Origin of the sequence: Thiomonas sp. X19, assembly GCF_900089495.1 — a bacterium.
Lineage (GTDB): Bacteria > Pseudomonadota > Gammaproteobacteria > Burkholderiales > Burkholderiaceae_C > Thiomonas_A.
On the sequence record NZ_LT605203.1, the window covers coordinates 3,071,170 to 3,097,110 of the forward strand.

Annotated in this window: 29 protein-coding genes; all 29 read left to right on the top strand. The window is 58.5% G+C overall.

What is annotated here, in order from left to right:
• Nucleotides 1-2 precede the first annotated feature (2 nt).
• The gene (locus THIX_RS14755; protein WP_112486794.1) at nucleotides 3-2,732 is read left to right on the top strand and encodes a DEAD/DEAH box helicase; all 2,730 of its coding nucleotides are present in this window, start codon (nucleotides 3-5) and stop codon (nucleotides 2,730-2,732) included.
• Nucleotides 2,732-3,949: an ATP-binding protein gene (locus tag THIX_RS14760; protein ID WP_112488401.1), complete on the top strand. Its 1,218-nt coding sequence runs from the start codon at nucleotides 2,732-2,734 to the stop codon at nucleotides 3,947-3,949. Before THIX_RS14755 ends, THIX_RS14760 begins: the two co-directional genes overlap by 1 nt.
• Complete coding sequence (locus THIX_RS14765) at nucleotides 3,946-4,959, top strand: ParA family protein (RefSeq protein ID WP_112486795.1); 1,014 nt, start codon at nucleotides 3,946-3,948, stop codon at nucleotides 4,957-4,959. Before THIX_RS14760 ends, THIX_RS14765 begins: the two co-directional genes overlap by 4 nt.
• Before the next feature lie 4 nt (nucleotides 4,960-4,963).
• Nucleotides 4,964-7,312 carry a DNA methyltransferase gene (locus tag THIX_RS14770; protein WP_112486796.1) on the top strand — a complete coding sequence of 783 codons (2,349 nt, stop codon included), beginning with the start codon at nucleotides 4,964-4,966 and terminating at the stop codon, nucleotides 7,310-7,312.
• A 651-nt stretch (nucleotides 7,313-7,963) separates the two neighbouring features.
• Nucleotides 7,964-8,749 (top strand): hypothetical protein, encoded by a 786-nt coding sequence (locus tag THIX_RS14775; RefSeq protein ID WP_112486797.1) that lies wholly within the window; start codon nucleotides 7,964-7,966, stop codon nucleotides 8,747-8,749.
• 10 nt (nucleotides 8,750-8,759) lie between these two features.
• A complete protein-coding gene (locus tag THIX_RS14780; RefSeq protein WP_112486798.1) occupies nucleotides 8,760-9,683 on the top strand; it encodes an AAA family ATPase in 924 nt (307 codons plus the stop codon).
• 58 nt (nucleotides 9,684-9,741) lie between these two features.
• Nucleotides 9,742-10,680, top strand: a complete 939-nt coding sequence (gene repC, locus THIX_RS14785; protein ID WP_158540910.1) for a replication protein C, IncQ-type — start codon at nucleotides 9,742-9,744, stop codon at nucleotides 10,678-10,680.
• Nucleotides 10,681-10,849: 169 nt separating this feature from the next.
• The gene (locus tag THIX_RS14790) at nucleotides 10,850-11,314 is read left to right on the top strand and encodes a hypothetical protein (RefSeq protein WP_112486800.1); all 465 of its coding nucleotides are present in this window, start codon (nucleotides 10,850-10,852) and stop codon (nucleotides 11,312-11,314) included.
• A gap of 17 nt (nucleotides 11,315-11,331) precedes the next feature.
• A complete protein-coding gene (locus THIX_RS14795) occupies nucleotides 11,332-11,664 on the top strand; it encodes a hypothetical protein (RefSeq protein WP_112486801.1) in 333 nt (110 codons plus the stop codon).
• A gap of 10 nt (nucleotides 11,665-11,674) precedes the next feature.
• Nucleotides 11,675-12,931, top strand: a complete 1,257-nt coding sequence (locus tag THIX_RS14800; RefSeq protein ID WP_112486802.1) for a type IV secretion system DNA-binding domain-containing protein — start codon at nucleotides 11,675-11,677, stop codon at nucleotides 12,929-12,931.
• Between the two features lie 53 nt (nucleotides 12,932-12,984).
• Nucleotides 12,985-13,656, top strand: a complete 672-nt coding sequence (locus tag THIX_RS14805) for a hypothetical protein (protein WP_112486803.1) — start codon at nucleotides 12,985-12,987, stop codon at nucleotides 13,654-13,656.
• 431 nt (nucleotides 13,657-14,087) lie between these two features.
• The gene (locus THIX_RS14810) at nucleotides 14,088-14,459 is read left to right on the top strand and encodes a hypothetical protein (RefSeq protein WP_146748572.1); all 372 of its coding nucleotides are present in this window, start codon (nucleotides 14,088-14,090) and stop codon (nucleotides 14,457-14,459) included.
• Entirely contained in the window at nucleotides 14,428-17,136 is a 2,709-nt protein-coding gene (gene mobF, locus THIX_RS14815; protein ID WP_146748573.1) for a MobF family relaxase, read from the top strand. Before THIX_RS14810 ends, mobF begins: the two co-directional genes overlap by 32 nt.
• Before the next feature lie 234 nt (nucleotides 17,137-17,370).
• Nucleotides 17,371-17,694, top strand: coding sequence for a hypothetical protein (locus THIX_RS14820; protein ID WP_112486806.1), 324 nt, complete (start codon nucleotides 17,371-17,373; stop codon nucleotides 17,692-17,694).
• Between the two features lie 35 nt (nucleotides 17,695-17,729).
• Nucleotides 17,730-18,089, top strand: a complete 360-nt coding sequence (locus THIX_RS14825) for a hypothetical protein (RefSeq protein ID WP_146748574.1) — start codon at nucleotides 17,730-17,732, stop codon at nucleotides 18,087-18,089.
• Nucleotides 18,090-18,135: 46 nt separating this feature from the next.
• Entirely contained in the window at nucleotides 18,136-18,396 is a 261-nt protein-coding gene (locus tag THIX_RS14830; protein WP_112486808.1) for a hypothetical protein, read from the top strand.
• A gap of 4 nt (nucleotides 18,397-18,400) precedes the next feature.
• Nucleotides 18,401-18,526: a hypothetical protein gene (locus tag THIX_RS24620; RefSeq protein WP_256359983.1), complete on the top strand. Its 126-nt coding sequence runs from the start codon at nucleotides 18,401-18,403 to the stop codon at nucleotides 18,524-18,526.
• Complete coding sequence (locus THIX_RS14835; RefSeq protein WP_112486809.1) at nucleotides 18,523-18,957, top strand: hypothetical protein; 435 nt, start codon at nucleotides 18,523-18,525, stop codon at nucleotides 18,955-18,957. Before THIX_RS24620 ends, THIX_RS14835 begins: the two co-directional genes overlap by 4 nt.
• 106 nt (nucleotides 18,958-19,063) lie before the next feature.
• Nucleotides 19,064-19,672 carry a hypothetical protein gene (locus tag THIX_RS14840; protein ID WP_112486810.1) on the top strand — a complete coding sequence of 203 codons (609 nt, stop codon included), beginning with the start codon at nucleotides 19,064-19,066 and terminating at the stop codon, nucleotides 19,670-19,672.
• Nucleotides 19,669-19,965, top strand: a complete 297-nt coding sequence (locus THIX_RS14845) for a hypothetical protein (protein WP_112486811.1) — start codon at nucleotides 19,669-19,671, stop codon at nucleotides 19,963-19,965. The genes THIX_RS14840 and THIX_RS14845 overlap by 4 nt, the downstream gene beginning before the upstream one ends.
• Nucleotides 19,949-20,074, top strand: coding sequence for a hypothetical protein (locus THIX_RS24625; RefSeq protein ID WP_256359984.1), 126 nt, complete (start codon nucleotides 19,949-19,951; stop codon nucleotides 20,072-20,074). Before THIX_RS14845 ends, THIX_RS24625 begins: the two co-directional genes overlap by 17 nt.
• A gap of 209 nt (nucleotides 20,075-20,283) precedes the next feature.
• The gene (locus tag THIX_RS14850; protein ID WP_112486812.1) at nucleotides 20,284-22,470 is read left to right on the top strand and encodes a hypothetical protein; all 2,187 of its coding nucleotides are present in this window, start codon (nucleotides 20,284-20,286) and stop codon (nucleotides 22,468-22,470) included.
• Between the two features lie 323 nt (nucleotides 22,471-22,793).
• Entirely contained in the window at nucleotides 22,794-22,937 is a 144-nt protein-coding gene (locus THIX_RS23485; RefSeq protein ID WP_158540911.1) for a hypothetical protein, read from the top strand.
• A gap of 34 nt (nucleotides 22,938-22,971) precedes the next feature.
• Nucleotides 22,972-23,238: a hypothetical protein gene (locus tag THIX_RS14860; RefSeq protein ID WP_112486814.1), complete on the top strand. Its 267-nt coding sequence runs from the start codon at nucleotides 22,972-22,974 to the stop codon at nucleotides 23,236-23,238.
• Nucleotides 23,239-23,308: 70 nt separating this feature from the next.
• Entirely contained in the window at nucleotides 23,309-23,497 is a 189-nt protein-coding gene (locus THIX_RS14865; RefSeq protein WP_112486815.1) for a hypothetical protein, read from the top strand.
• A gap of 160 nt (nucleotides 23,498-23,657) precedes the next feature.
• A complete protein-coding gene (locus THIX_RS14870) occupies nucleotides 23,658-24,101 on the top strand; it encodes a flagellar export protein FliJ (protein WP_112486816.1) in 444 nt (147 codons plus the stop codon).
• A gap of 36 nt (nucleotides 24,102-24,137) precedes the next feature.
• Nucleotides 24,138-24,470: a hypothetical protein gene (locus tag THIX_RS14875; protein ID WP_112486817.1), complete on the top strand. Its 333-nt coding sequence runs from the start codon at nucleotides 24,138-24,140 to the stop codon at nucleotides 24,468-24,470.
• A 16-nt stretch (nucleotides 24,471-24,486) separates the two neighbouring features.
• Entirely contained in the window at nucleotides 24,487-25,554 is a 1,068-nt protein-coding gene (locus THIX_RS14880) for an ArdC family protein (RefSeq protein ID WP_112486818.1), read from the top strand.
• 80 nt (nucleotides 25,555-25,634) lie between these two features.
• Nucleotides 25,635-25,898 (top strand): hypothetical protein, encoded by a 264-nt coding sequence (locus tag THIX_RS14885; protein ID WP_112486819.1) that lies wholly within the window; start codon nucleotides 25,635-25,637, stop codon nucleotides 25,896-25,898.
• Nucleotides 25,899-25,941: the final 43 nt, after the last annotated feature.

Genomic DNA, 25,941 nt, shown 5'->3' on the forward strand with positions numbered 1-25,941 from the left:
CTATGGCACTGCATCCAAATTTCCCACGCTCCCCATACGAGGTATTGCTCCCGGATCTGCGCTGGTTCCCAGCGGCGGAGGAGCTGCGCAGTACCGCCTATGAAAAGCTTTTGCCGCCCCTGGTCGCCAAGGTACGCGAAGAGGTCAAGGCCTGGCGCGATGCAGATTACGCTGGCGCATCAGCGACGTCACGCGCTTTGCTGGCCTGGTGGTTCGAGACCGATCACTTGATCGAGCAAGGAGACGGCAGTCAAAACCAATTCCGCTACTACTTCGCCCAGCGCGAAGCCGTCGAGACCGTGATCTGGCTCTATGACGTGCGCGGCGCTCGTGACAAATTCGATCTGTTGCGTTTCGATGCCTCCGGTGCGGTGTCAAGCAATATGTTTGATGAGGAGTGGCCGCGCTTCGTGGTCAAGATGGCCACAGGTGCGGGCAAGACCAAGGTGCTCTCGCTGCTGATCGCGTGGTGCTACTTTCACAAGGTCTATGAGGTCGATTCGACACTAGCTCGTAATTTCTTGCTGATCGCGCCGAACATCATCGTGCTTGACCGCCTGCGCGCCGACTTCGACGGGCTACGTATCTTCTTCAACGATCCGGTGTTGCCCGACAACGGCCATGCAGGGCACAACTGGCGCGATGATTTTCAGGTTGCCCTGCACATTCAGGACGACGTGCGCATCGTCCGCCCGACCGGCAACATCTTCCTCACCAACATTCACCGTGTCTATCTCGGCGACGTGCCGGAGCCCTCGCTTGACGATGACGATTTGCGCGACTATTTCCTGGCCCCGTTCGGAGCGAGGCCCGTCGGCAAAACGAACGACAGCAGTATCGACCTTGGCGAAGTCGTGCGCGAAATCGACGAACTCGCCGTGTTCAATGACGAGGCGCACCACATTCACGACAGCCGCCTAGCCTGGTTCCAGTGCATCCAGGACATTCACCACCGACTGCTGCAAAAGGATCTACAGCTTGCAATACAGGTTGACGTGACGGCCACTCCGCGCCACGACAACGGCGCGATCTTCGTGCAGACCGTGAGCGACTACCCTCTCGTCGAGGCCATCGCACAGAACGTGGTCAAGCATCCGGTGCTCCCCGATGCGGCCAGCCGCGCCAAGCTCACCGAACACAAGAGCCCGCTCATCACCGAAAAATATGCCGACTACTTGCAGCTCGGCATCGAGGAATGGCGCAAGAGCTACGCCGAACACGAACAGCTTGGCAAGAAGGCCGTCCTGTTCGTGATGGTGGACGACACCAAAAACTGCGATGAGGTGGGCAGCTACCTGGAGAAGATTTGCCCCGAGTTACAGGGCGCGGTGCTGGTGATTCACACCAAGAACAACGGGGAGATTTCCGAAGCAGCCTCAGGCAAAAGCAAGGATGAGCTGGAGTTGCTGCGCAAGCAATCCAATGAAATCGATACCTGGAAATCGCCCTATAAAGCGATTGTCTCGGTGCTGATGCTCAAGGAAGGTTGGGATGTGCGCAACGTCACCGTCATCGTCGGCCTGCGTGCCTACGCCGCCAAGAGCAACATCCTGCCGGAGCAGACTCTCGGGCGTGGCCTGCGTCGTATGTATTTCGGCAGCGATCAGCGCGAGACCGTGTCGGTCATGGGAACGCCCGCCTTCATGGAATTCGTGGAATCCATCCAAAACGAAGGCGTCACCTTCGATCGTGTGCCGATGGGCGGTTCCGGTGGGCGTGAAAGGCAGGATTCTTTGGTCGTCGAAGTCGAAACCGAATCGTCTGACAAGAATATCGACGAACTCGACATCGTGGTGCCACGCCTGACACGGCGCTTCAACCGGGAATTCAAAGACCTGAGCGAGCTGGAACCAGAACATTTTGGCAACCCGAAGCTGCCTATCAAGGCATTCACTCCAGAGGAAGCGCGCGAGATCGTCTTCAAGACCATGCTCGAAGGCGAGGTCGATCACACCATGCAACTGGATGGCAGCGGACCGGGGGATTACCGATCCGTGGTGGCGTTTTTCGCCCGGCAGATCCTCAAGGATTTGCGCCTTGTCGGTGGCTACGACCAGCTCTATCCCAAGGTCAAAACCTTCCTCCGCGACCACCTCTTCACCAACGCCGTGGATCTGGAAGATCCAGTCATCCTACGGAACCTGTCCGAATCCGAAGTTGGCAAGGTGGTGTTCGATCACTTCCGCGCCGCGATCAACGCCCTGACGATCAATGAAGGCGGCAGCTCGCGCATCGACGGGCATATCCGGCTGCGCGACACCAGGCCGTTCCGAACCGAGCAGCGCGGCTTCGTGCAGGCGACGAAATCGGTGTTCAACCGCATCGTCGGCGAGGCCAACGCCGACGGCCTGGAGCTGGCTTTTGCCGCGTTCCTAGAGGCCGCGCCCGACGTGCAGGCCTTCGGCAAGAACTACATGGCGGTGGGTTTCAAGATTGAATACGTCAAAGCCAACGGCGAACTGTCCACGTACACGCCGGATTTCCTCGTGCGCACCACGGATGGCATGGTGTGGGTCGTCGAGACCAAGGGCCGCGAAGAGATTGATCTGCCGCAGAAAATGGCCCGCCTTCGACAATGGTGTGTAGATGCCTCCTTTGCCAGTGCCGCGGATGAGGTCCCCTGTCACATCTACCGTTTTGTTTACGTTGATCAAGATGGCTTTGAGCAACACAAGCCAGCCAGTTTTTCCGCGCTGGCAACGAGCTTCACCGAGTATCAGGAGAGCCCATGATGAACCCGTTGACCGATGAGGAACTCACCGCGCTGCTGGACGACATTGAAAGTGACCGTGCCGAGCGCAAGCAAACCTGGAATGGCAGCGCACCGGACAAAGGGCGACAAGCTATCTGCGCGTTCGCGAATGATCTGCCCAATCACGGGAAACCCGGGGTGCTGTTCATCGGCGCTAAGGACGACGGTAGCCCCACCGGGGGTGCATTCTCCGTGACAGATCAGCTTTTGCAAACCCTTGCTGACATCAAGACAGACGGCAAGATCATTCCACCGCCCACCATGACCGTAGCCCGGCGCATGTTGAGAGGCCATGACATGGCAGTGGTCACCGTCTGGCCTGCCGATTCGCCGCCAGTGCGATTTGATGGCCGCATCTGGATACGCACAGGCTCACGCAGAGGGCAGGCCAGCGTGCAAGACGAGCGGGAGCTGAACGAAAAGCGGCGCCACCGAGACCGCAGCTTCGACACCCACCCCATCGCGACAAGCACTCTGACGGAGCTAAACCAAAGCTACTTCGAGAGTGAATACCTGCCCCAGGCGGTGGCGCCAGACGTCCTGGAAGTAAATGGACGGAGCTTTGAGGAGCAACTGGCCTCGCTAGGCATGATCGCCTCGGTGGATGATCCCACGCCAACCGTGGTGGGCATGTTGACGTTGGGCAAGAGCCCTCGGACCTGGGTCCCGTGCGCTTATGTGCAGTTCTTACGTATACGAGGCACCCAGTGGGGCGATCCGGTGGTCGATGAGCAAGAGGTGGACGGCTCGCTCGATATGGTCTTGCGCAGGCTAGACGACAAACTCAAGGCAACGTTGGCCGTGTCGGTGAATTTCACGTCTGGCAGCACCACCGAGATCCGTTCTTCTCCTTACCCTCTCACCGCGTTGCAACAACTGACTCGCAATGCCGTGATGCATCGCACCTACGAAGGCACGAATGCTCCTGTCCGTGTGTATTGGTTTGACGACCGTATCGAGATCACCAACCCCGGCGGCCCTTTCGGCGCTGTGACCAAAGAGAATTTCGGAAGACCCGGCGTTAGCGACTATCGCAACCCGAGCTTGGCAGCGGTGCTCAAGACACTTGGATTCGTCCAGCGTTTCGGATTCGGAATCGCTGAAACTCGGCGCGCGCTGGAGGCAAACGGCAACCCTCCGCTGGAGTTTCAGATTGAGCCCACCATGGTTCTGGCTACCCTGCGGATAGCACCATGAGCACCCCAGTCCTGACTTTTTTCAACAATAAGGGTGGCGTGGGAAAGACCTCCCTGGTCTTTCACCTGGCTTGGATGTTTTCCGAGATGGGCAAACGAGTCGTGACCATCGACCTCGATCCCCAGGCAAACCTGACTTCCGCTTTTCTGGCAGAAGAGGCGCTTGAGCAGCTATGGGACACAGATGTTCCTGCGCCTGGCGGCGCCACGATTTATCGCTGCATCCAGCCACTGACCAAAGTCGGCGATATTCAGGCGCCTGTAGCCCAGAAAATCAACCCCAATTTGTTTTTGATCCCGGGTGATCTGGCGCTGGCGGGGTATGAAGACGAGCTGTCCAGAGCCTGGTCGGACGCCATGGGCTCGAACAACCTGTACCGCCCCTTTCGGCTGCTGACAGCCTTTTGGCAGGTGGCGCAAATGGCAGCCACTAAACACAAAGCCGACATCATCTTGGCCGACGTCGGCCCCAACCTTGGTGCCATCAACCGCTCGGCACTCATTGGCAGCGACCACGTCGTAATCCCTTTAGCAGCCGATCTGTTTTCACTACAAGGCCTGCGCAACCTCGGGCCCACACTGACTGCCTGGCGTGCCGACTGGCGCAAGCGGGTGGACAACTGGCCCACCCCGGATTTCGATCTCCCTAAGGGCGCAATGCACCCAGAAGGCTACATCTTGATGCAGCACATGGAGCGGCTGTCCAGGCCTGTGAAGGCCTATAAAAAATGGGTAGATCGCATACCTGGCACCTACCAGGAAGATGTGCTGCGCCAGCCCAGTCTCAAACGTGCCAAGGCCAATGACGGCAATTGCCTCGCACGGCTGAAACACTACCGCAGCCTGGTACCCATGGCACAAGAAGTACGAAAACCCATTTTTCACCTCACCGCAGCAGACGGTGCTATCGGAAGCCACTCCCTAGCAGTACGCGACGCATGGGGTGATTTCAAAGCGCTGGCTGTTGCCATCCTGCACCGTATAGACCTGCCCGAAGACGACGAACTCTGACACCATGGCACGCCAAGAAAAAAAATCCTATGAGCTGAGTGAAGCTGAGCAGCGCGACCTGGTCACGCTGATTCAGCAGGGCAAGGCGCTGCCAGAAAAATACCGATTCATTTTGTTCGAGGACAAGCGCGAGGTCGAGCTGGTCTGGAACGGCAAGACGCGCGACGTTTGCACGACCGTTCTGCCCTTCCAAACGCTGGAACACATCGACGAACCGCGCACCGAGACCAGGACACAGGCCGATCTCTTTGACAGCCGTGGCCGCCAGCAGAAGGGTTGGACAAACAAGCTGATCTGGGGTGACAACAAGCTGATCCTCTCGTCACTCAAAGCGGGCGCCCTGCGCCAGCAAATCGAAGACGCGGGCGGCCTCAAGCTGATTTATATCGATCCGCCCTTTGACGTGGGAGCGGATTTCAGCATGGACATTGAGATTGGCGGCGAGACCTTCCATAAGGAAGCAAACCTGCTGGAGCAAATCGCCTACCGTGACACATGGGGGCGCGGTGCGGACAGCTTTATCTCGATGATCTATGAACGCCTGATCTTGATGCGCGATTTGCTGACAGAAGACGGCTCAATCTATGTGCATTGTGATTGGCGTGTCAGTGCATTTATGCGGCTGGCATTGGACGAAGTATTCGGAAACTTCTTGGCCGAAATAGCGTGGAAGAAGCTCCGTTCACCCAAAGGGCAGTCCGGCCATTTTTCGAACATCAAGGACAGCGTATTTATTTACTCGCGGTCTGAACAACCGCAGTTCAGCGCCCAGTTTGTCGACAAGGACGAGAAGCTGCTGGACACACACTATCGGCATGTGGAAGAGGCGACTGGCCGACGATACAACCTTGACAATTTCACTCAAGCTGGTGCTGGCCCTGCACGCCGGTTCGCTGACCAAGTTCTTGATCCACCGCCCGGAAAGCACTGGATTTGGTCGCAAGATCGAATTGATGAAGGCATGAAGGTGGGCTTGATCGTTTTCTCAAAGAACGGTGTTCCCTATGTGAAGCGCTACTTTGACGGGAATGAGGGAACGAGAGTTGGCGACATCTGGGACGACATCTTCCCGGTGAACCAGATGGCTAAAGAGCGATTGGACTATCCGACTCAGAAGCCTGAAGCGCTCCTCGAACGCATCATCAAGGCAAGCAGCAACGAAGGTGACCTCGTGGCTGATTTCTTCTGCGGCTCCGGCACGACGTCAGCGGTCGCTGAGAAACTGGGCCGCAAATGGATCGCCACCGACCTTGGCAAGTTCGCTATCCACACCACCCGCAAGCGGCTGATTGGTGTTCAGCGCGAGAAGAAGGCTGCCGAGCAAGACTTCCGTGCCTTTGAGGTGTTGAACCTTGGCCGCTACGAGCGGCAGGCTTATCTGAATGTCGGCGGGCGTTTAACGGGGGTTCAGAAGGAGCAGGCCCTCGCCCAGAAGGAAAGTGAGTTCCGCGAGTTGATCCTGCGTGCCTACAAGGCCAGTGGCTTCGGCGACAACGAAGGCGCACAAGCACAAGACGGGTTTTTCCACGGCGCACGCAATGGGCGACTGGTCGTCATTGGCCCGATCAACCTGCCTGTAGGGCGACTGTTCGTCGAAGAGGTCATTACCGAATGCCGCAAACGTGGAGCGTCACGCGTGGACGTGCTGGCCTTTGAGTTCGAAATGGGCCTGTTCCCCGCCGTACTGGAAGAGGCACGCAGCAAGGGCATCGAACTTGCTCCGAAATACATTCCCGCCGAAGTCTTCGACAAGCGGGCCGTGGACAAGGGACAGGTGGTGTTCCACGACATCAGCTTCGCCGAGGCCACGCCGCGTTACGACAAGAAGAACAAGTTCGCGATCACGATCGAGTTGGCCGATTTCTCGGTCTACTACACCCAGGGCGCCGCCGAGGCTGCAATTGCCGCCATGAAAGAGGGCAAGAGCGAAGTCATGTGCGAACAGGGGCAACTCTACAAGGTCAGCAAGAACAAGGACGGAATCGTCACAAAAGAGCGCCTGACCAAGCTCTGGACGGACTGGGTCGACTACTGGGCGGTGGATTTCGACTACATGAGCCGCAAGGAAGTCATCAGGGTGCCAGTGGGCACCGGTCTCAGCGGAGTCGCATCACTGCCAGGATTTGAACCACCGCAAGGTGAGTTGGCCATGCCAGAGTTCGAGGAGCGCTGGACGGGCGGCTACATCTTCGAGAACGAATGGCAAAGCTTTCGCACCCGCCAGAACCGCGAGCTAGAACTGACCACGGCCCATCACACCTACGACAGGCCAGGGCGTTACACCGTGGCCGTCAAGGTGATCGATATCTTCGGCAACGACACGATGACACTGGTGCCCGTCAACGTGGGTTGATTCAAAATAAGGCAGCAATTTGAATAGGATCTCTCGCAATCACTCGGCTCGGCGGACGTCCACGGAAAATTATGGTGTGTTGGAACTTTCAAGCATCACGTTGGCACACATCACTTGGATTTGACAGCAAAAAAGAATGTTTGCGCCAGGACTGGCGTGCACAGGTGATGTTGCAGGTTAGCAACGGCTATATAGAATAGAAAGAAAGTGGTTGCACCCGACAGAAAAATATGGGTAGTATATGGGTGTGGTAAGCCTGACTTGATCAGCACACATCAGCCCTGCCAGGGGCTCACCCTGGCAATTAAAAAAGATTGACCCCGGCCGGCGGCTGGGCGTTCAAAACACACTTTGAACTTGACCATGCGCCTCGCGCGCATCGGCACCTGAACCAGCCTGGCGCTTTCGCGCTTGGCCACCCCCAAAACTTATATCCCGTTGGCTGGTCGCCAGCGATCTGGATTTGTGCACGTCATTCAGCACAAATTCTGGGGACAATTCTCACCATGATTATTAGTCTAGCCCCAGACTCATAATCACGATTTGTTTTGCACGCTGAGCACAGCGCGCAAAAAGACATTATCGGCCAAACAGGACGGTTGATTTTGTCGGGGCGAATGGCAGTCTTGAATCTACCAAGGATTCACTGTCATGAACAACCAATTCAAACAAACCCCCCTTGCCGCAGCCATCAGTGGCGGCCTTGACCTGCCCATCGATTTGATGCTGAAGAAATTCAAAAGCATCGGGTGCGAGCTTTTCAAACTCAAAGTCCAGTTTGAAACTGACGAAATCCAGAATGAATTCTGGATTTACTGTTCATTCAAATCACGAGTTATTGACAGGGCGCGCCGTATGGGGCAATCAGACCTGCATATTTTCAATGCATGGGGCAGGTATTTTGTTACGACACAGACAAAACGGCGTGCAGATTGGTTTGCAGACAGTCTGGATACTCCAATTGATAAAGAGGGTGGAGAATGCCTGATTGATAATCTTTCAGGTGATTTGAACGGCGATTTGAACCAGGGAGGAGATGACGATGGCGATGGCGAGGAATCGAGCGAGGAATTAAATGATGGCGATTTGAATTCAAACTGTGCCGGCGAAATCGCCGGTTGGCGTGCGGCAGAATTTTCAGATTATGAAGAAGATTGGGTCCGGCGCCACACGCCCGAGGCCATCCAGGCGCGCCTTGGATGCTGTATGAAAACTGCCCAAAATCATTTTAAGCGGGCGCTTGAAACGGCCAAATGGTTGCGTCAAAACCCTGAACTTTTTAATCATGACGATTACCCTGAAATCGACGACGAGACCCTGAAAACGTTTATGTGGAGGGGCAAGCTCGCCAGGCCGGGACGAACCAGGCTTGGGGAAAAGGTGTTTTGTTCAGTTGTGCTGGCGCTCGGCGGCGCCAAACAGCAAAGTTTGATTTAAGGGGCGCGAAATGATTATGCGCCCTGAACAAATGCCAATTGCGCTTCCATCCAAGGTTGAAATCTCTGGCTGGACTAAAAATCGACCCGCGCCGGTCGACTTGCTCTTCAAAAATGGTCCAGTGTCAGAGACCGTCGGAGGCACGATCGGCGCTGGTGGATCTGGAAAATCATTTTTCCTTTATCAACTCGCATTATCCATGGCGGGCGGATGTGATTTGCTTAACCTTGGGGAAATGACGAGCGACAAGGTCACCATTTTGACTCTGGAAGATTCTGCGGAAAAACTGCATCGTCGTCTCTGGAATATCATCGATCATTATCAATACCATGGTGAGCCATGGCATTGGAAATCGCAAGAGTGCGCGCTGGAGAATCTGACAATTTATGATGGTCTCGGCAAAGAATTCGCGATTGAAAATGACTTTGGAGCCGAGTGGTTTTATAAAATATGCGAGGGCCAACGACTCGTGATCGTTGACACGTTATCGCGGGCACATGGGCTTGATGAGAATAAGTCCAATGAAATAAAACGGGTTTTTAGGCGACTTGAGACTGCGGCCATGGCATCGGGAGCGCATATTCATTTTGCGCATCACAATTCAAAGTCTGCGCGCCTGTTTGACAATTTAGAAGATTCGTCGGGGCGTGGCTCGTCAGTCATTATCGATGATTCGCGCTGGATTCTGAATGTTCGGAATATGCACTCGAACGAATACGGTTTCGACGAACACGGGAACAAAATACCCGAATCTGAAAAAAAACTTTATTGCAGAGCAGAAATCACGAAGAATAATGAGGGCCCAGTCAGCATTATTCACTGGTACAAGCGGCCGCCTAAATCTGGCTGCCTTGTGCCTCATAATGTGGTTCTCTGCGAGAAGAAAGAAGATAAGCCAGAGAAGAAAAAAGGGGGGAGCAATGGCGCAATCTAAACTCTCTCCCGCGGCGCGCAGGGAGATGGACGCTAGGCATGGTGTTGCTCGGCAGGACATGGCGCTGGGCTTGTCTGGTCTGGTCAAGCCAGCGGTCCGGCTGAAGAAAGGCCAGAAGCGTGGCTTCATCGAGAACCTGCGTCAGTCGTGGAACGGTGGCGAGATCATCCTCAACGGCCCGGAGATCGACGCGCAGGATCTGGGCGTGCTGCTGGCGTGCGCGGCGCTGGCCCTGCGCGACGCGGACCGGCATGCCGATTTGAAACAGAGCGTGGACATCGAGGGCCTGCTTGCCACTTCCCCGAAAAATCAGCCAAACGCCGCCGCCGACAAGGACGCGTTCACCCTGGAAACGACCTTGGCGGCCCTTTGCCGGGAGATCGGGCGCGACCCGGAAGACGGACGGGCGCACCAGATGATCCGGGACAGCCTCGTGCGCTTGTCGAGCATCGTCACCACCGCCACAAGCGGCGCGCGCGGCGCGTTCACCCACCTGATTGCAGGCGGCGCCTGGGAAGGCCGCAACGCGGTCAGCGTGACCCTGAACTACCGCCTCACGCGGGCCATGCTCGGCGAGGGCTCGTTCGGGCGCGTGCGCATGCAGGTCTTCCGCAATCTGTCGCCAGTCGGCCAGGTGCTGTACCACTGGCTCGCCTGCTGGCGCCCAGGGTACGGCACCTGCCCCCCGATCGGACTGGGTACGCTCGCAAGGCACGTCTGGGGCGAGGACGCAAAAGGGGCGACAGCAAGGGAGCGCCGCCAGCAGTTGCGCAAGGCGCTGGCCGAGCTACCGACGGACGAGTGGAGCGTCGGAATCGACCGCCAGCTTGTACACATCGAGCGAAAAAACATCGATTCCGGCCCGGAACCCGTGTTCTTGACTACGCCAACCCGTGTTCCTGACTACGCCTCTCCCTCTGAAAACCGAGGCCGTATAAAGCTCCCCCATGAAATGGGGGAGAGAGGCCCGCTAGCCGCTTCGCGGCGCGGCCTCTGAAAAGCAAAAGAAAAAGACGTTGCCCAGAAGGGGCGGTGAAACCGCCCCTTCGCGTCACGCGCAATCAGCTTCCACCTTCCACCGATGATCTGCCGCGAACGCGCACCATCAATTTCCCTAGCGCCGTACCCCCTCCACACCCCGCCCCCGCGGGGCTGGGGAACAGGTCATGGGATACGCACAACGCCACAGCAATCGCCGCCAACTATTCAGTTTTCTGATCCTGGGCGCAGTGGCGATCTACGCGTTGCTAATCCTCGCCACAAACAGCCACTTCCCAGCCCAGCAGCGGGCTTTGGCAGAGATTCTGGCCCAGGCCAAGGTCTACGCCCTGTTCCCACAGCCCTGGCACCAGGACGGCCTGTACACGGCCACCCTGGGCGGCGTAACAGCCTCTGCAAGCCAAGTCCAGATCAATGCAGCCCTCTCCCAAATCAAAGCCATCCCCCTAGCCACGATCTGGACAAACACCAGCTTTATCCCTGCGCGAATCCTAGAACTCTGGCTCTACATATTTCCACCCGCCAGTATCTGCATGTCGGCCATAGTTTTATGGGCCTGGCACAAGTGGCGCACCAGGCAGCGTGCAAATGAAAAGCACGTGCGGGGCGCAAAAATCGAAGATTGGAAATAACCAAACCGGAGTCAATCATGATTAAAAGCTATTTTCTTTGGGCCGCGGCGTATGCGCGTGCAAACCGCAACCATCAAGGCGTGATTCCGATCTGGATGGAGGTCTATCTTATTTTCCCTGCCATTATTGTCGGTTTCGCCGTCGTTTGCGGCGCACTGGTCTTCAATATGTTTGAGCAAAGTTTTGTGCAAGGGGTCGCGGCGCTTATTCTCGTCTCATTTTTTGCCGGGCTCATCGTTCTGTTCCTCAAAATCAAACGTAAATTGCACAGTTGGCTGAACAAAACGCCGGACAGCGGCCCAGGGGAGCACATCCGCGGCGCGCAAATCCACGATCTACGCGACGAATAAGGAGAAAATCATGTTTTTCAACAAGAAGCCCAAGCACGCGCCAGCCGCTCAGTCTGTTGCGCCTGAGGAAACCAATATTCTGATCGGCAAGGCGCTTATTCCAGCCATTGCTGAGCCCACACATTTTCTGGTTTGTGGCTCTATCGGCAGCGGCAAATCGTTGATTATCAACCGCCAGATCAAAGCGGTCCGCGCGCGCAATCAGCCCGCCGTGATCATCGACCCGGGCGGTGAGGTGATGTCTTCTCTGGCCAAACCTGGCGATATTATCCTAAACCCACTGGATAAAAGGGCGCGACAGTGGGATATTTTCGGCGAAATCGATGGGCCGTGGGACTATGACCGCATGGCCAAGGTTTTGTGCCCCAGTGGCGCTAGTGCATCGTCAGCAGAGGAATGGCGTGGTTATGCCCAAGGCTTGCTGAGCGCGATTATCGCGCGTTTGCATGGACAAAATGAGAGCATCAAAGAGCTTGTGCGCTTGGCAACAACGGCCGATGCACAGGAACTGGGTAATTTTGTCGCTGGCAAACCAGCCGCGGCACTGTGTGCAAAAGGCGCGGATAAAATGCTGGCATCCGTGCGCGGCATTTTGGGCTCTGTTTTAGCCCCCTGGCAGTATATGCCATCGGATCGGGAGAAATTCACGTTCAGGAAATGGCTGGAGAGCCCTCAAGGCATTATCTGGCTACCAGCGCGCGCCGATCATAGGAGCCTTTTGGCGCCCATGTTTTCTGCAATGATCGGTAGTTTCGTGACATCGCTGTTATCTCTGCCGCCGAAACTCGACCGCCGTGTCTGGGTTTTTTTGGATGAAATGCCGAGCTTGGGTCGGATTGAAGGCATTCAAAGCGCTTTGGCCGAAGGCCGCAAATTCGGCCTTTGCGGCGTCATCGGCTTGCAGTCAATCTCACAAATCAGGAGCATTTATGGCAAGGAGGAAACACAATCGCTTTTGTCCGTGATGCGCAATTGGGTCGTTCTCAATCAATCCGACCCAGATTCAGCAAAATACTTTTCCGACGCACTGGGCCAGCAAGAGATCATCAGGCCGCAGCACTCTCAAAATGACAGTGGCGTGAGCACATCGTATCAATACACGACACAGCCGGTTATTCTGCCGTCGCAATTAACCGGACTGCCCACGCGTCAAGCGTTTTTGCGCATTTCAGGAGAACCCACGATCAAACACATTTCAATCCCAATCATCCCCATGCAGCAGATTTGCTCGCCGTTCGAACGCGGCGATATTTCCATCGCTGGGTAACAAGGAACGGCATGCAAATGCCGCCACGCTGAATCCACCAACCGGAGTAGACGATGAACAGTCCAGTGCAAACCCCCGAAGAAAATAACCAACCCGCGAAAATTCAATTCCAACAGGAACTGGACGCCAAACACGCCCAGCGGGATCAACACGAGGCCGAGCTTTTGAAAGGTTCCATCGATTATCAAACCAAGGGCCTGAGCCAGACGACTGCCGATCTGGCAGAATATGGCGCGTCGATCTGGCAAGGCGATCATCTCAAAGCAGACGGCACTTGGGGGTCTCGTGCCGTCGTTTTGGAAATCAATGGGCAGTATATCCCAGGCTTTGAAACCGCCGATCACAAAATTGATTTGCTGACCGACGGCATCACCAGCGACCCTGAAAAGGCGCGCGAAGTCGCCGAATCCTACCATTATCACGCCACCTATTCCGGCCCGGAACTCACCCCGCCCGAATATCTGCCAAGCGTGGATAAACAGCCAATGGAGTTTATCCCTCTGGAAGTCCTGCATGAAATGGCGACCGAAAATACCCTGCCGGAAACGGATCATGCGCGGGATGCTGAGGCTGAATGGCTGAATGACGGAGGGGATATGGAGCCGCTCCCTGCGCGCGAATTCGTGCGCGATTATGGTCCGACCGACTTACAGGATTTCAACCGCGAGGGCAAGAATCAGACTGAACCAGAACTCGATGATGGCGGGGGTTATGACATCGATTAAACCCGCCGCTTGATAACCCAGGCACGGCCCGCTGAACGCGGGCCTTTTCATGCCATGAACGTGCGTGCTAGAGGGCCGCTTCATGGCATTACCCCATGGATAACCAGCACACGTTATCCACCGGCGCAATCTAGCACCACTCCTAGCAACCGACATAATCCACGACCGAACCCCAGAGGCGGGTCGGGTCTGTGCCTGCTACGCAGTCCCATCCCCTCACACCTGACCCACCTAAGGTGACACAGAAAGGCTCAAGACCCGCAGAAACAAAGGCCCGGTGCCGTATACACGCCGTCTACAAACATTATCTTGCAGCGAGCCTATCTCGTTGATCCGTAACGACTTTTTGCCCGTATACAGTTTTGCGCGCGCTGACATTCCGCGCAGATATTTCCAGGCCAACGTATCTCCAGCATAGGAGAAGCCCGACCATGACTAAATCTCAAATCGTTCATGCACGACTGACAGACGTCGAAGCAGCCGCTTTCGCTGCCCAGCCTGGTGCGACCGCCAGCGAGAAACTGCGCGGCCTTATCAATAATACCCAGCGTCAATCCGCGATGATTGCCGCATTGCTGGCGCAATCTCAACAGATGAGCAAAACCCTTGATAATCTCGCCACGGCCAAGGAAGGCCAAGGCGGCGGCGTTTCAGAGGCCGAGTTTCGCGCCGCGCTCTGGAAAATCGCAAACCTCATTAGCGCTGTGATGGACGGCATTCAAAGCCCGCAGAAAATCACCAGCGAAAACTACCGGCAAACCGCGTATCAGTTTGGCCAACAAATCCGTACCGGAGAATATTGAAATGCTCTCAATCGCCGTCAAAACCGCCGCAGGAGCGGTGTCGTACTATATTCACATGCAGGGCGAGGCTTCGAATAAAGAGGCCAGCACGGAGGATTATTATGCCGCTGAGGGCGTCGGTTACTGGGCTGGCGCCGCGTGCGAACAACTCGGGGTTTCATGCCAGGTCACGCCCGAGCAATTCAGCGCGCTCTGTAATGGCTTCGATGCAAACGGCCAACCTCTTGTCCAAAATGCCGGTGATTCAGACCGTCGTGCTGGCTGGGATTGCACATTTTCAGCGCCTAAATCCGTTTCTCTGGTTTGGGCCAATGCCGATAAGGATACGCGCGAGGCGATTGAAAAGGCCCACGCACAGTCCGTTGAAAAAGGACTTGAATTTATCCAGGACAAAGCCTCGTATTCCCGCCGTGGCAAAGAAGGCCATGCAGAGGAAGAGGCTGATATTGCCGTCGCGGTATTCCAGCATGGAACCTCGCGCGAGCGTGATCCGCAATTGCATTCCCATGCGTTTGTCGTTAATGCCGCAGTGCGCGAAGATGGTACGGTCGGAACGCTGCAAGGTCGGCATTTTTTCGATTGGAAAATGGCCGCTGGCGCTTTATACCGGGCTGAGCTTGCCAGTGAAATGCAGAAACTTGGTTATGCCGTGGAACGCGATGGTTCCAGTTTCCGCTTGACCGATGTTTCAACCGATGCCGAGCGCGAGTTCAGCAAGCGCCGCGTACAAATCGAGGAGGCATTAAAAGAGGCTGGAATGACTGGCGCAGCGGCAAGCTCAGTCGCCGCATTATCCACCCGCCAGGCCAAGGGCGATATCGATATTGAAGCACTACGCCAGCAATGGCAGGATGCAGGCAAGGAGTTCTGTTTGGATAACGTGCCAATGCACGACAGAATCACGCCGCTCGATAAACCAGCCTTGGCCGATATTCTCCGCGAAGCGCACACGAATAAATCGGTTTCGCGAGAGCAGGATATTTACACCGCAGCATTTCAGGCCGCGCAAGGCGTGGGTGATGCAGAACAGGCCCACAACCTAGCCCGCGAATCATTCGACGAAGCTGTGAATATTGGTGCAGGCAAAGACGGCAAGACGCGTTATTCCACACAAGAGATTATCGCCGCCGAGCGTTCGATTATCGATAACGCCGCGAAGCTCGCCGTCGCTGAGCCCCACCAAGCCATTCCATTGCGTCCTGCAACTGAGGGCGGCTTCCAGTTATCCCCTGAGCAGCAAGCCGCGCGTGAAAATCTCGCGGGTGCTGGTGGCATTAAGGTTTTGGTCGGTGATGCTGGCACGGGCAAATCGACCTTGCTTGCAGAAGTCCGCCAGGATTATGAGCGGGCCGGGTATCAGGTCATCGGCTGTGCGCCCAGTGGCAAGGCCGCTGCTGGATTATCGGAATCGGCAGGCATTAAAGCTAAAACGCTGGACCGCCTGTTACTGGATATTCAGCGCGGCGAAACCGCCCTGCACGCAAAATCGCTGATCGTGATCGACGAAGCGGGAATGGTCGATTCCCGCAAAATGGCCGCGATGATGACCGCAGCGGAATCGGCAGATGCCAAGATTATCGCGGTTGGAGATTGGAAGCAGTTGCAGCCAGTGGGTAGCGGCGCGACATTCGCAGCCCTGGCAGAGGCCCATGGTGATCCAGCCAGGTTGCAAGAGATTTTTCGCCAGCGCGACGAATGGCACAAAGGCGCTGTGTCCAATATGTCCAAGGGTGATGCAGCGGCAGCTATGTCTGGATATATGGACCGTGGTTTGGTTTCCATTGAAAACACGCACAAGGCCGCGGTGGCGGCTGTGGCAGAAAAGCTGATCGAAGCACGCAAGGATGTCGGGGCGGATCAAGTCATCGGCCTGGCCAGCACAAATGCTGCTGTGAACGACATCAACAAAGCAGTCCGGGAGCGGCTGATTGAGGCAGGAGAGATTACCGACGTGCGGAGAATTGAAACCGCATCCAAACAACTGGATGTCGGAATCGGTGACCGCCTTTTGGTCACAAAAAACGACAGCGAAACCGGGCTGAGAAACGGCGATATTCTCACAGTGAAGGGTATCGATGAAACCGGCCATGCATGGGTTCATGTGGACCGTGGCAGCCAGGAATTCACTGCGGATTTATCTAGCCTTGAGCTAAACCATGGTTTCGCCATTACCACGCACAAAGCGCAAGGCGCGACCGTTGACAAGGCGATTATTTTGGGCAGTGAACACACCTCGAGAGAGGCGGCCTACGTGCAGGCAAGCCGCGCTAGGGATGAAACCCAGTGGGTTTTCAGCGCGGCGAAGGTGGAGAAACTGGCGCAAAGCATTGGAAACGACACTCCGCCAACCGGGAAGATGCGTGATTTTGCCGAGAGTTTGGAGCAAAAGCGGCTAGAAGCGGGGCTGCCGCCGAGTTTGGCTGAAGATCACCGCGCGAGTTTTGTGGAGTGCCGGGCCTGGCTGAATGCCAACGCTTATCTTATCCAGGGCCACGAACATCCCTCCGGTTTGGACCCGCGCCTGGCCGACCTCAAGCAGGTCATCGAGGCGATGGGCCGCAGCCAGCAAAAGGAAAGCACCCTGGATTACCCCGACGCTGCCAAACACATGGACAAGGGCGCCGACCACGAGCCTGAGCGCGACATGAGTAAGGATGGCGCCTGCTTGGGCGAGTAACCCAAGTCAATCCAACGCACTTTGAGGCCGAAATCAGCCAACGGGGGTGGTGAAACACCACATCCTTTGGCCCAGCCGCGTCGCACCAACGCAGTTGACTGGCGGAACCCGCCGCGTGGGGCGGTGAAACGCCACCCCACCGCTTCAGCATTTTCAATCTCGCTCGAGATATTTCCATGGCTCAGTATCTGTTCATCAGAGCCGCAATATCCTAAACCACCCCTGGAGAAACTGATGAAACCCCACGATTTCGAACAATTCGCCGCCATGCTCGATTACCTCGAAGCCTTCGCCAACGATTACAACCCTGACGCCGAAGAGGGCCAGGAACTCCTGGCCGATTTGGCGGATGCGCTGCTTGAAAACCCCCATGCCCCAGCGCTGGGCCATCACCGGATCGAGCTTGCCAAAAAGCTGATCCTGCAGCACCTGGGCGAGCCGCACAAGATCGGTCCGATCTGGACCAGTTTCGTTTGCGACTGCCTCCACCGCCTGGATGCGTGGGAGCAGATGCGCCTGTCAACCCGCGATTACCACCGCGCCCATTTTGGGGAGTGACAGTCATGCGCAAATACTTTGCAACCCTGGCCGCCGTGGCTGTGCTGATCTACGGCCTGTCCGCCGTCTTCTTCGCCGAGCAGTTCCAGCCCGGCGTTCGTGGTCTGGCCCGTGTCCTGGTCATCCACGAAATGGCCCCGATCTGGGCACAGCCTGCGCATTTTCATTGGGAAGTCGAAGGCAAGCCACAGGCCGCCACCCCCGCACAGATCGACGCGTATCTGGCTGACGCAAAGAAGACTTCGATGTTCGATTTTTGGACGCAGCGCGAAGTCCACTTTTCGCCGCTGATCCTGGCGAACTTGCTGCTGTACGTCCTGCCCTGGCTATCGCTCTTTGTCAGCATCAAGTTGCTGAACACCTGGCTGACGATCCGCCGATTGACGCGCCCCTGAATTTCCAGGCGCACGTACCAAGACATCGAACCTTCAGGAGAAAAAGATGAGCACCGAAACCGAAGACAAACGCGAGTTGACCGCGGCCGACAAACACAACCTGGCGCGCGTCGCCAGGATGACCAAGGCCGAGAAGGCCGCGGCCACGGACTGGGAGAAGGACTTTCTCAAGAAGTTGGGCGAGCGCTACGCCAAATGGAAGGACAAGGTTTTTTTGTCCGAAAAACAGTCAGCAGCCCTCGCCAAGATCGTGGCCGCCCTGGACGCGCCGCCCGAGGACGATCTGCCCGATCCGAACGCAGATTAGCGCCATGCGCCCCCGCAATCACGTCGCCCTCGCGCTGCTCAAGCGCGGCGGCGGCACCAAGTCTCACACCAAGTCCCGCAAGGCGCTGCGCCGCGCGGGGAAGATGCAAACCCAAAAGGAATCGTCATGAAACTGAACGCCAAAACCTTCACCATCGCCGCTGTGGCTGCGGCAATTTTCGGCCTTGCCATCGGCGCGGCGCTTGGCCAGCAACACCAGGCCGCGCAAGTGCAGCCACAACAGCAGCCCTCCCCTGCCGCGCTGCGGTCCGATCCCGTACCAGCCAAGCCCGGCGGGAACTATGTGGTGATGGTGACTCCGGGGCCTGACAGCCTTTTGCGCCTGGCCCTGGACACGCGCAACGTGGAGAGCCTCGCTGCGGCCCACAACTTCAAAGTCGCCGTCGCTGCCGTGTGCGACGCGAAATGCCAAAAAAAGCTGCAAGCCTTGCCAAGCCTGGCAATGACAGCACAAAGTTTTGGCGTGCAATTCGTGCCTGGCAACCGCGCAACGCTAAAAAAGTTGGTCGCCGAAGGTTGGACCGAAGAGACGCTTTACTGACCAACAAACGCCCCACCCACCCAAGCCCGCCGCGTGCGGGCTTTTTTGCGCGCGAGATATTTCCAGGGCTGCGTACCCAAGCAAGCAAACAAAAAAGGAGCTTGCCATGGCGTCACGCTATATCCCCATCGACCAGTTCATCCAGGAGGCCCAGGCCTACCAGCGCCAACGCCGCAAGGCGCGGGTGCGTGCGCTCGCCATCACCATCGCCACGCGCCTGCTTCTCATCCTGGCCGCGCTCGCCATCGTCGCCGTCGGTTATCTGACCTTCCCCAGCACTGCGGACGCTGCGGAACTGCCCGCCGCGAACCGCTGGTCCCTCGACATCAGCACCACCAGCTATCACCTGCGCCAATGGGCACGGGACAGCCTCAACCAGAGCAACCCAGGACTGGGCTTCGAGTATCAGTACAGCCGCAACTGGGGTGCAGCGGCAGGGTTCTACAAGAACAGTTACAGCCGCACATCAGCCTACTTGCTGGCGGCCTACACACCCCTGCACCTTGCCCTGCCAGCAGCCTGGCGCGTGAGCGCTGGCCTTACAGCAGGCATGGTGTCTGGCTACACCAGCGCCGAGGCGCCAGCGCGCCCGTTGGCGCTGGCTGCGCTGATCGAGGTGCGCGACCCGCAAGACTGGGGGATAAACATCGTTTGCGTGCCGAACATGGGGCCAAGCGCTGGGTTCGTCGGTTTGCAACTGGTGGCACCGCTATGAACGCGCGCCCCCGCTCCACCCAGCGCCAGCGCCTGCCCGTCTGGGCCGCTGCTGGCGTCGCTCTGGCCGTCGCAATCTTCATCTACCAGCCCAGCATCGGCATGTGGGCCGCAAGCGCGGGGCTCATCCCCGCATGGCTTTGGATCGACGAGGGCATCGACCCTCGCAAAGCCATCGCAGAAACCGTCGCCATCGTTGCGGTCGCCGCGTGCCTTAGCACGGTCTGGCTTGCCAACTTCCCAGCCCCACTGTTGCAAATCTCGCAAGGAGCCAGCCATGCAAATCATTCTTGAGGCCGCGGCCTACACCATCGCGTTCGCCGCGCTGCTGGCCGGGGCACTGCCCCTGCTGATCTGGGCTTTCAACCTCCAGGCAGGCCGCAAAGGAGCGCGCCAGCGCTAGCCAATTTCCAGGCGTCTGTATTCAAACAAGCGGCAAGCCCAGCGGGTCGGTGGCAGTCGCGGCGCATTTTGAATCCTGCATGCGCAAAACCCCCGCAGACGGTGCAGCCAACTCCAAATGGCGGCGAGCCGTCCGACAGCACGGTGTCGTGATTCAGACCCAGGCCAGGGCCATGCACCTGGCCGACCAAACACAACCAGGAGAACGCGATGCGCGCGATCAAAGTTTCCATCATCGCCGCCCTGCTGGCGGCATTCGTCGCCCCGGCGTGGGCCGCCACTGGCGGCACGGCCACGGGCGCCAGCGTCACCGCGAGCAACGTCACGCAGCAGGACGCTTACAACAACATCTCCGAGGGCACCAACTCGACCGCTGGCCAGGCAGGCACTGGGCAATCGGGCAATATCAGTATCGGCCTGGCCTCCAACAGCGGCGGCTCGTGGGCTGGCGCCTCGAACAATGTTGCCATCGGCACCTTGTCGGCTGCTGGAACTGGTCTTGGTTCGCCGAACAATGTTGCCATCGGCGCCTACGCTGCCGCTGGCACCAACGGCACCCAGGACAACACAAGTCTTGGATACGGGGCAGCAAGCAACGGCGGCTTCGGCCTGGCGCTGGGGTATGGAGCATCCAGCACGGGCACCAACTCTGTTGCCATCGGCGCGTCATCCACTGATGGCGGCCAGAGCAACGTGTTCAGCGTCGGTGCCGTCGGCAACACGCGGGCCATCACAAACGTCTCTGCTGGGCTGGTGTCATCGACCAGCACCAACGCCGTTAATGGAGCGCAGCTTTTTTCTGTCGAGGAACTGGCATCGCAAGCCATCACCAATGCCGCAACAGCCGAGAGCACCGCCACGGTTGCGCAGCAAGAGGCGGGCGGCGCGCTGACCACGGCAGCGGGCGCCGCGAACGCTGCGGCCACTGCACAAGCAGGTGTCGGCGCGCTTGCACAGCAGGCCGTGAACGTGCTGGGCGGCGGCTCCAGTGTGAGCAACGGCACCATCACCGCCCCGGCTTACATCATCGGCCCGAGCGTTTACAACAACGTGGGCGGCGCGCTGAACGCCCTCAACAACACGACCATCACCAACACGCAGGCAGCGGCAAATGCGCAAAGTTCGGCCAACTTTGCACAGAGCGCCGCCGTTGGCGCGCAGACCACAGCCAACTACGCCCAGGTCTTGGCCAACAACGCTTTGAATGGCGTGGCGGCGGCGAACACCAGCATCGGCGTGGTGAATAGCGAGGTGTCGGCGAACACCACGAACCTTCAAATCCAAGGCGTAGCGATCCAGCAAAACCAGCTTGCCACCCAGGCCGCACAGACCACTGCAAGCCAGGCCTTGGTGCTGGGCCAGAACAGTGCCCAATACACCAACTCTGGCAAGAGCCTCACGCTCAACAGCAACAACGGCGCGGGGACTTTGGTGCAAAACGTCGCCCCGGGCATCGCGTCAACGGATGCCGCCAACGTGGGCCAGGTCCTGGCCGCGCAGTCGGCAGCCGTGAACCAGGCCAACGCTTACACCACCGCGACCATCGCGCCCGTGGCCACCACCGCCAACACGGCCCTGGCCACCGCGCAGACCAACAGCCAGCAGATCATCACCCTGCGGACCGTGCAAACCGCGCAAGGTCAAGTCATTGGGATGGTCCTCAATGGCGTGGCAGGCATCTGCAAACAAAACGGCAACACGCTCACCTGCGCACAATCCCAGGCCAAAGGCGTGGGTGCACTCGCAGCAGGCGCGGGGGCCGATGCTGGATACGCGGGCAGCCTTGCACTCGGTACAGGCGCAACGATCACCGCGAGCGGCGGTCAGGACAGCAACACCATCGGCGCCGTCGCCATCGGCACGGGTGCCCGGGCCAATGCCGACCCTGGCACAGCCTTGGGTTTCCAAGCAAACGCGGCAGGCGCGAACTCGGTGGCGCTGGGCTATCAGGCCGTCGCCAACGGCAACAACAGCGTTGCACTGGGCGCAGGCAGTGTCGCCAACCGCGACAACAGCGTGAGTGTGGGAACCGCCAGCCAGCCGCGCCAAATCACCAACGTCGCCCCTGGCACCGCGCCGACCGACACGGTGAATTTCGGCCAGGTGGAAGGACTTCTGCAAGGCATGGGCAGCGGCGTGCTCACCCAGGCTGACGCCTACACCAGTGCGGCCGTGGCGCAAGCATCGGCCCTGGCCCAGGTGCCCACGTTCGGCCCGACCGGCAACAGCATCACGGTCGGAACTGGCAGTTATTCAGGGTATGGCGCGCTCGGCATCGAGTACAGCCACTTGACGTCCACCGACTCAAAACGCCCCGCGTTCGTGAGCATCGGCGCGGCCATCAGCGACGGCAGCGCGCCAACGCTGTTCCACGCCGGCCTGTCCATGGGCTGGTGAACAGCCATGGCAACCACTTACGCCCTGTGGTGGCCAGGTCGCGCGACCGCCCCGGCCGACCGTGCCTGGATCAACGCCACGCGCCAGTTCCCGCGCCCCAGGGTGAGACACGAAAGCCTCGAGGCCGCCATGCGCGCGGCGGAGCGGTTCGCCGCGATGGGCGCGGCCCGCCCGGTCCTCATCTAGCAGACCGGACCCAGGACATGGGAGCGACTGCCGCCGGAGTTCCAGCCTGGCCAACACTGAGCCAGGCCAGATATTTCCAGCGGCGCGTAGCAGTTCAAGGGCAGCAAGCGCGGCCCGCAACCCACGGAGATTTTCAAATGATTGCAACCCTCATCAAAGTCGTCGGCGGCCTCCTCGTCATCGGGGCCATCAGCCTGTCCATCCACGAACTCAACCAGATGATGGACGCCAGCAACCCCGCGACCAGCGGCGTTGTCCTTGCCCCGATCAGCGTGCGCTGAGCTAGCAGCGCCACCATTCGACCCGGAGAAAACCATGCAAACCAATAACGCCCACGAGGCCCTGGCCGCGGTTCTTGACAACCGCGACAAGATCGACAGCGCAACCATCGTCATGCAGTGCCCGGCGCACCGTGGCGGGCTCGGGGCAAGCCTCGAGGTGACGATCGAAGCAGGCAGGCTCGGCATGCAGTGCCTGTGCGGCTGCACGCAGGCCGAAATCCTGGCGGCCGTGTACGGTCCCGGGCAGGAGGAAAGGCCGATGGATCGTTTCGATGAGTTCATCAACGCCCTCGCCGCCTGATTTTCCTCTCCAACGTACCAATGCACGGGCCACAAGACCCGCACCAATCCTCAATCTCAAGGAGCAGCAAATGGATTCCATCACCGCACGCATCGTGGCCGCAATGCTCAGCGTTTCCGCCTTCGCCGGCATCGGCGTCGCGACGTACACCAGCCTGCAGACCTCTGCACAGGCCAAGACCATCCAGACCAAGTTCATGGCCTCGATGCCAAAGCTGCCTGCCTCGTTGCCTGCCGCAGCGGCTTCGGGGGCGAAGTGACAAACAAAAACCACCGGGACAAAAAGGCTGCGCCTGCGCTGCCTGGCGGTTTCTGGCCTGGCCTGATGCCACCGACCACATCGAAGCGAGCCAAAGCCGTAGCGGCGGCGTTCAGGGCTGGAAAGATTGACGAGGCCCGGCGCCTCGCCAAGGAGAAATCATGAAGACCAACGTGAGTGTGATTCAAAAGTTGCTTTCACAAGCGCACGAAGCTGAGCAACGGCAAGCCGCCCTGCTGGCCCAAAAAAAGGAGCAGTACAGGCATGCGCTGAAGCTGCTGAACGATCTGCAGGCTCACGTCATCCACTATCAACAGCGCCAGCACGCCATGGGCTGCAGCGTGGCATGGGGTGAGGCGCAAGCCATGCGCGATTTCATTGACACGCTGAAAACGACTGCCAGCATGCAGCGCACCGAGGTCAACCGCCTGCAATCCATGCTCGACGAGCAGACCAAGGCGTGGACCGCCACACGCCAGCGCGTGAAGGCGCTGGAGCAATTGGTATCCAAGCGCCGCGCCACAGCGTTCGCAACGCAGCGCCGGCGCGAGCAGGCAGAGCTGGATGACTGGCTGCTGCACCAGCCATCGCAGCGCGCAGCCTGAACCACCAACCACCCAAACCAAACCCAGGAGAACATCATGAAAGAAGACCAGATGATTCAAACCATCATCCAGCTCGCAAAAGTGGCGCGTCATGAGGGACTGCGCGGCGTGTTGCCGTTGACCGAGATGATGCCCGACGCCTTCAGCCGCCGGGGGGTGAAGCTGTTAGGGCTGGGCGCCGAGCCCGACGATATCCGCTCCCTGCTGGGGGTGGAGGCCGAGCGCGACGCCCGGATCAAAAGGCTCGTGATCGAGGGCCTGGCCGGGATCGCCGACGGCGAGAACCCCGAAGTTCTGGAGGCGCGGCTGCGTCTGATCGCCGGGCTGGAGAAGGCCTGCAACCAGCTCGCGCTCGCTCAAAAAACCTGAGCGACGGAGCGAACCCATGAATGAAGCAAAACCGGACTTCCGGCAAGAGTTCACCGACAAGGTCATCGATGCGATCGAAAGCGGCAAGCCGCTCCCGTGGGAGCGGCCCTGGACCGCCGGAATCAGCCCACAAAACGCGATTTCAGGCGAGGAATACCAGGGCATGAATCGGCTGATTCTGGCCATCGAAATGCTTGAAAAGGGCTACGCCGACCCGCGTTTCGCGACCTTCAAACAGGCGCAAGACTTGGGCGGCTCAGTGGCCAAAGGCGAGCGGGGCGTGCTGGCAGAGCGCTGGGAATACGCCGAGTTTTGGCAGCGGCCCGAGGTGCAGGTGAAAGAGGGCGAAACGCGGGTGCAGGTTCGCGCTGTGGACGGCCCGAGCGCCACCTTGGACACGGGCCGCGAGGTTCCCAAACACACTTTGCAGGCCGAACACAAGGGCAAAATGTACCCATGGGCGCAGGCCGCGCAGGAGTTGAACCTGGCTTACAGCAAGGTCTTCACCCTCTTCAACGTCGCGCAGTGCAATGGCTTGAAACTTGAGCCGCTGCCAGCGCTGACGAACAAGATCGAACCGGAAGATCGGTTCCAATCCATCAAGGACGCGATGGCGCGCGACGGCCTGAAATTCGAGACCGGGAGCGCGGCGTTTTACCTGCACAGCACCGACAGCGTGGTCACGCCCCCTGCCAACGCCTTCAAAGATGTGGGGGGCTACCAGGCGACCGTTCTGCACGAAATCGGGCACGCGACCGGCGCAGAGCACCGGCTGAGCCGCGACGGCATCACAGGCGGCCATGAGTTCGGCAGTGAGGGCTATGCCAAGGAAGAATTGCGCGCCGAATTTTTCAGTATTTTCGCGGCGATGGAGACGGGCATCACCAGATTGCGTGATGAGCAGCATGCTGCCTATCTCCAAATCTGGATTGGTGCGGCGAGTGACGATAAGGACGAGTTTTTCAAAGCGGCGGACGACGCAGCCAAGGCCGTTGATTACGTCATCGGCAAAGAGCACGAAATGCTGCAGGAGCGCGAGGCTGCACAGGCTGAGCCTGGGCGCGAATTCGACCTTGGTCTATAGACGGCGATATTTCCAGGGCCGCGTACCCATGCAGGGGCGGCAATCGCCGTCCCGCCCAACCTTCGCATCGAAAGGACATCATGGAAACTCAAATCACCCCCACCCCCGAAGCCACCGGCCAGAAGGTCGCGCTGCATGTCTGCCCGACCATGACCAGGTCTGGTTTCTGGTGCCGCCGCTGGCTCACCTTCAAAATTGTCGTCGGCGAGGACCCGCTCGGCCCTCGCGGCGGGCATGGCGGCTTCTGGGGGTCCGGCCGGGTTGTCTGCAGCACCACCAAGCCCGCTGAAGCCAACGATTATCTGGCGAGATACGCCAGGCTGAACGGCTGCAAAATCGTTTAGCAGCACCAGGCCCGCTCCGGCGGGCTTTTTCTTGCCCGCTGGG

Coding starts and splice junctions, on each gene's coding strand:
- THIX_RS14755 (WP_112486794.1), top strand. CDS start 3: ATGGCACTGCATCCAAATTTCCCACGCTCCCCATACGAGGTATTGCTC.
- THIX_RS14760 (WP_112488401.1), top strand. CDS start 2,732: ATGAACCCGTTGACCGATGAGGAACTCACCGCGCTGCTGGACGACATT.
- THIX_RS14765 (WP_112486795.1), top strand. CDS start 3,946: ATGAGCACCCCAGTCCTGACTTTTTTCAACAATAAGGGTGGCGTGGGA.
- THIX_RS14770 (WP_112486796.1), top strand. CDS start 4,964: ATGGCACGCCAAGAAAAAAAATCCTATGAGCTGAGTGAAGCTGAGCAG.
- THIX_RS14775 (WP_112486797.1), top strand. CDS start 7,964: ATGAACAACCAATTCAAACAAACCCCCCTTGCCGCAGCCATCAGTGGC.
- THIX_RS14780 (WP_112486798.1), top strand. CDS start 8,760: ATGATTATGCGCCCTGAACAAATGCCAATTGCGCTTCCATCCAAGGTT.
- repC (WP_158540910.1), top strand. CDS start 9,742: ATGGCGCTGGGCTTGTCTGGTCTGGTCAAGCCAGCGGTCCGGCTGAAG.
- THIX_RS14790 (WP_112486800.1), top strand. CDS start 10,850: ATGGGATACGCACAACGCCACAGCAATCGCCGCCAACTATTCAGTTTT.
- THIX_RS14795 (WP_112486801.1), top strand. CDS start 11,332: ATGATTAAAAGCTATTTTCTTTGGGCCGCGGCGTATGCGCGTGCAAAC.
- THIX_RS14800 (WP_112486802.1), top strand. CDS start 11,675: ATGTTTTTCAACAAGAAGCCCAAGCACGCGCCAGCCGCTCAGTCTGTT.
- THIX_RS14805 (WP_112486803.1), top strand. CDS start 12,985: ATGAACAGTCCAGTGCAAACCCCCGAAGAAAATAACCAACCCGCGAAA.
- THIX_RS14810 (WP_146748572.1), top strand. CDS start 14,088: ATGACTAAATCTCAAATCGTTCATGCACGACTGACAGACGTCGAAGCA.
- THIX_RS14820 (WP_112486806.1), top strand. CDS start 17,371: ATGAAACCCCACGATTTCGAACAATTCGCCGCCATGCTCGATTACCTC.
- THIX_RS14830 (WP_112486808.1), top strand. CDS start 18,136: ATGAGCACCGAAACCGAAGACAAACGCGAGTTGACCGCGGCCGACAAA.
- THIX_RS24620 (WP_256359983.1), top strand. CDS start 18,401: ATGCGCCCCCGCAATCACGTCGCCCTCGCGCTGCTCAAGCGCGGCGGC.
- THIX_RS14835 (WP_112486809.1), top strand. CDS start 18,523: ATGAAACTGAACGCCAAAACCTTCACCATCGCCGCTGTGGCTGCGGCA.
- THIX_RS14840 (WP_112486810.1), top strand. CDS start 19,064: ATGGCGTCACGCTATATCCCCATCGACCAGTTCATCCAGGAGGCCCAG.
- THIX_RS14845 (WP_112486811.1), top strand. CDS start 19,669: ATGAACGCGCGCCCCCGCTCCACCCAGCGCCAGCGCCTGCCCGTCTGG.
- THIX_RS24625 (WP_256359984.1), top strand. CDS start 19,949: ATGCAAATCATTCTTGAGGCCGCGGCCTACACCATCGCGTTCGCCGCG.
- THIX_RS14850 (WP_112486812.1), top strand. CDS start 20,284: ATGCGCGCGATCAAAGTTTCCATCATCGCCGCCCTGCTGGCGGCATTC.
- THIX_RS23485 (WP_158540911.1), top strand. CDS start 22,794: ATGATTGCAACCCTCATCAAAGTCGTCGGCGGCCTCCTCGTCATCGGG.
- THIX_RS14860 (WP_112486814.1), top strand. CDS start 22,972: ATGCAAACCAATAACGCCCACGAGGCCCTGGCCGCGGTTCTTGACAAC.
- THIX_RS14865 (WP_112486815.1), top strand. CDS start 23,309: ATGGATTCCATCACCGCACGCATCGTGGCCGCAATGCTCAGCGTTTCC.
- THIX_RS14870 (WP_112486816.1), top strand. CDS start 23,658: ATGAAGACCAACGTGAGTGTGATTCAAAAGTTGCTTTCACAAGCGCAC.
- THIX_RS14875 (WP_112486817.1), top strand. CDS start 24,138: ATGAAAGAAGACCAGATGATTCAAACCATCATCCAGCTCGCAAAAGTG.
- THIX_RS14880 (WP_112486818.1), top strand. CDS start 24,487: ATGAATGAAGCAAAACCGGACTTCCGGCAAGAGTTCACCGACAAGGTC.
- THIX_RS14885 (WP_112486819.1), top strand. CDS start 25,635: ATGGAAACTCAAATCACCCCCACCCCCGAAGCCACCGGCCAGAAGGTC.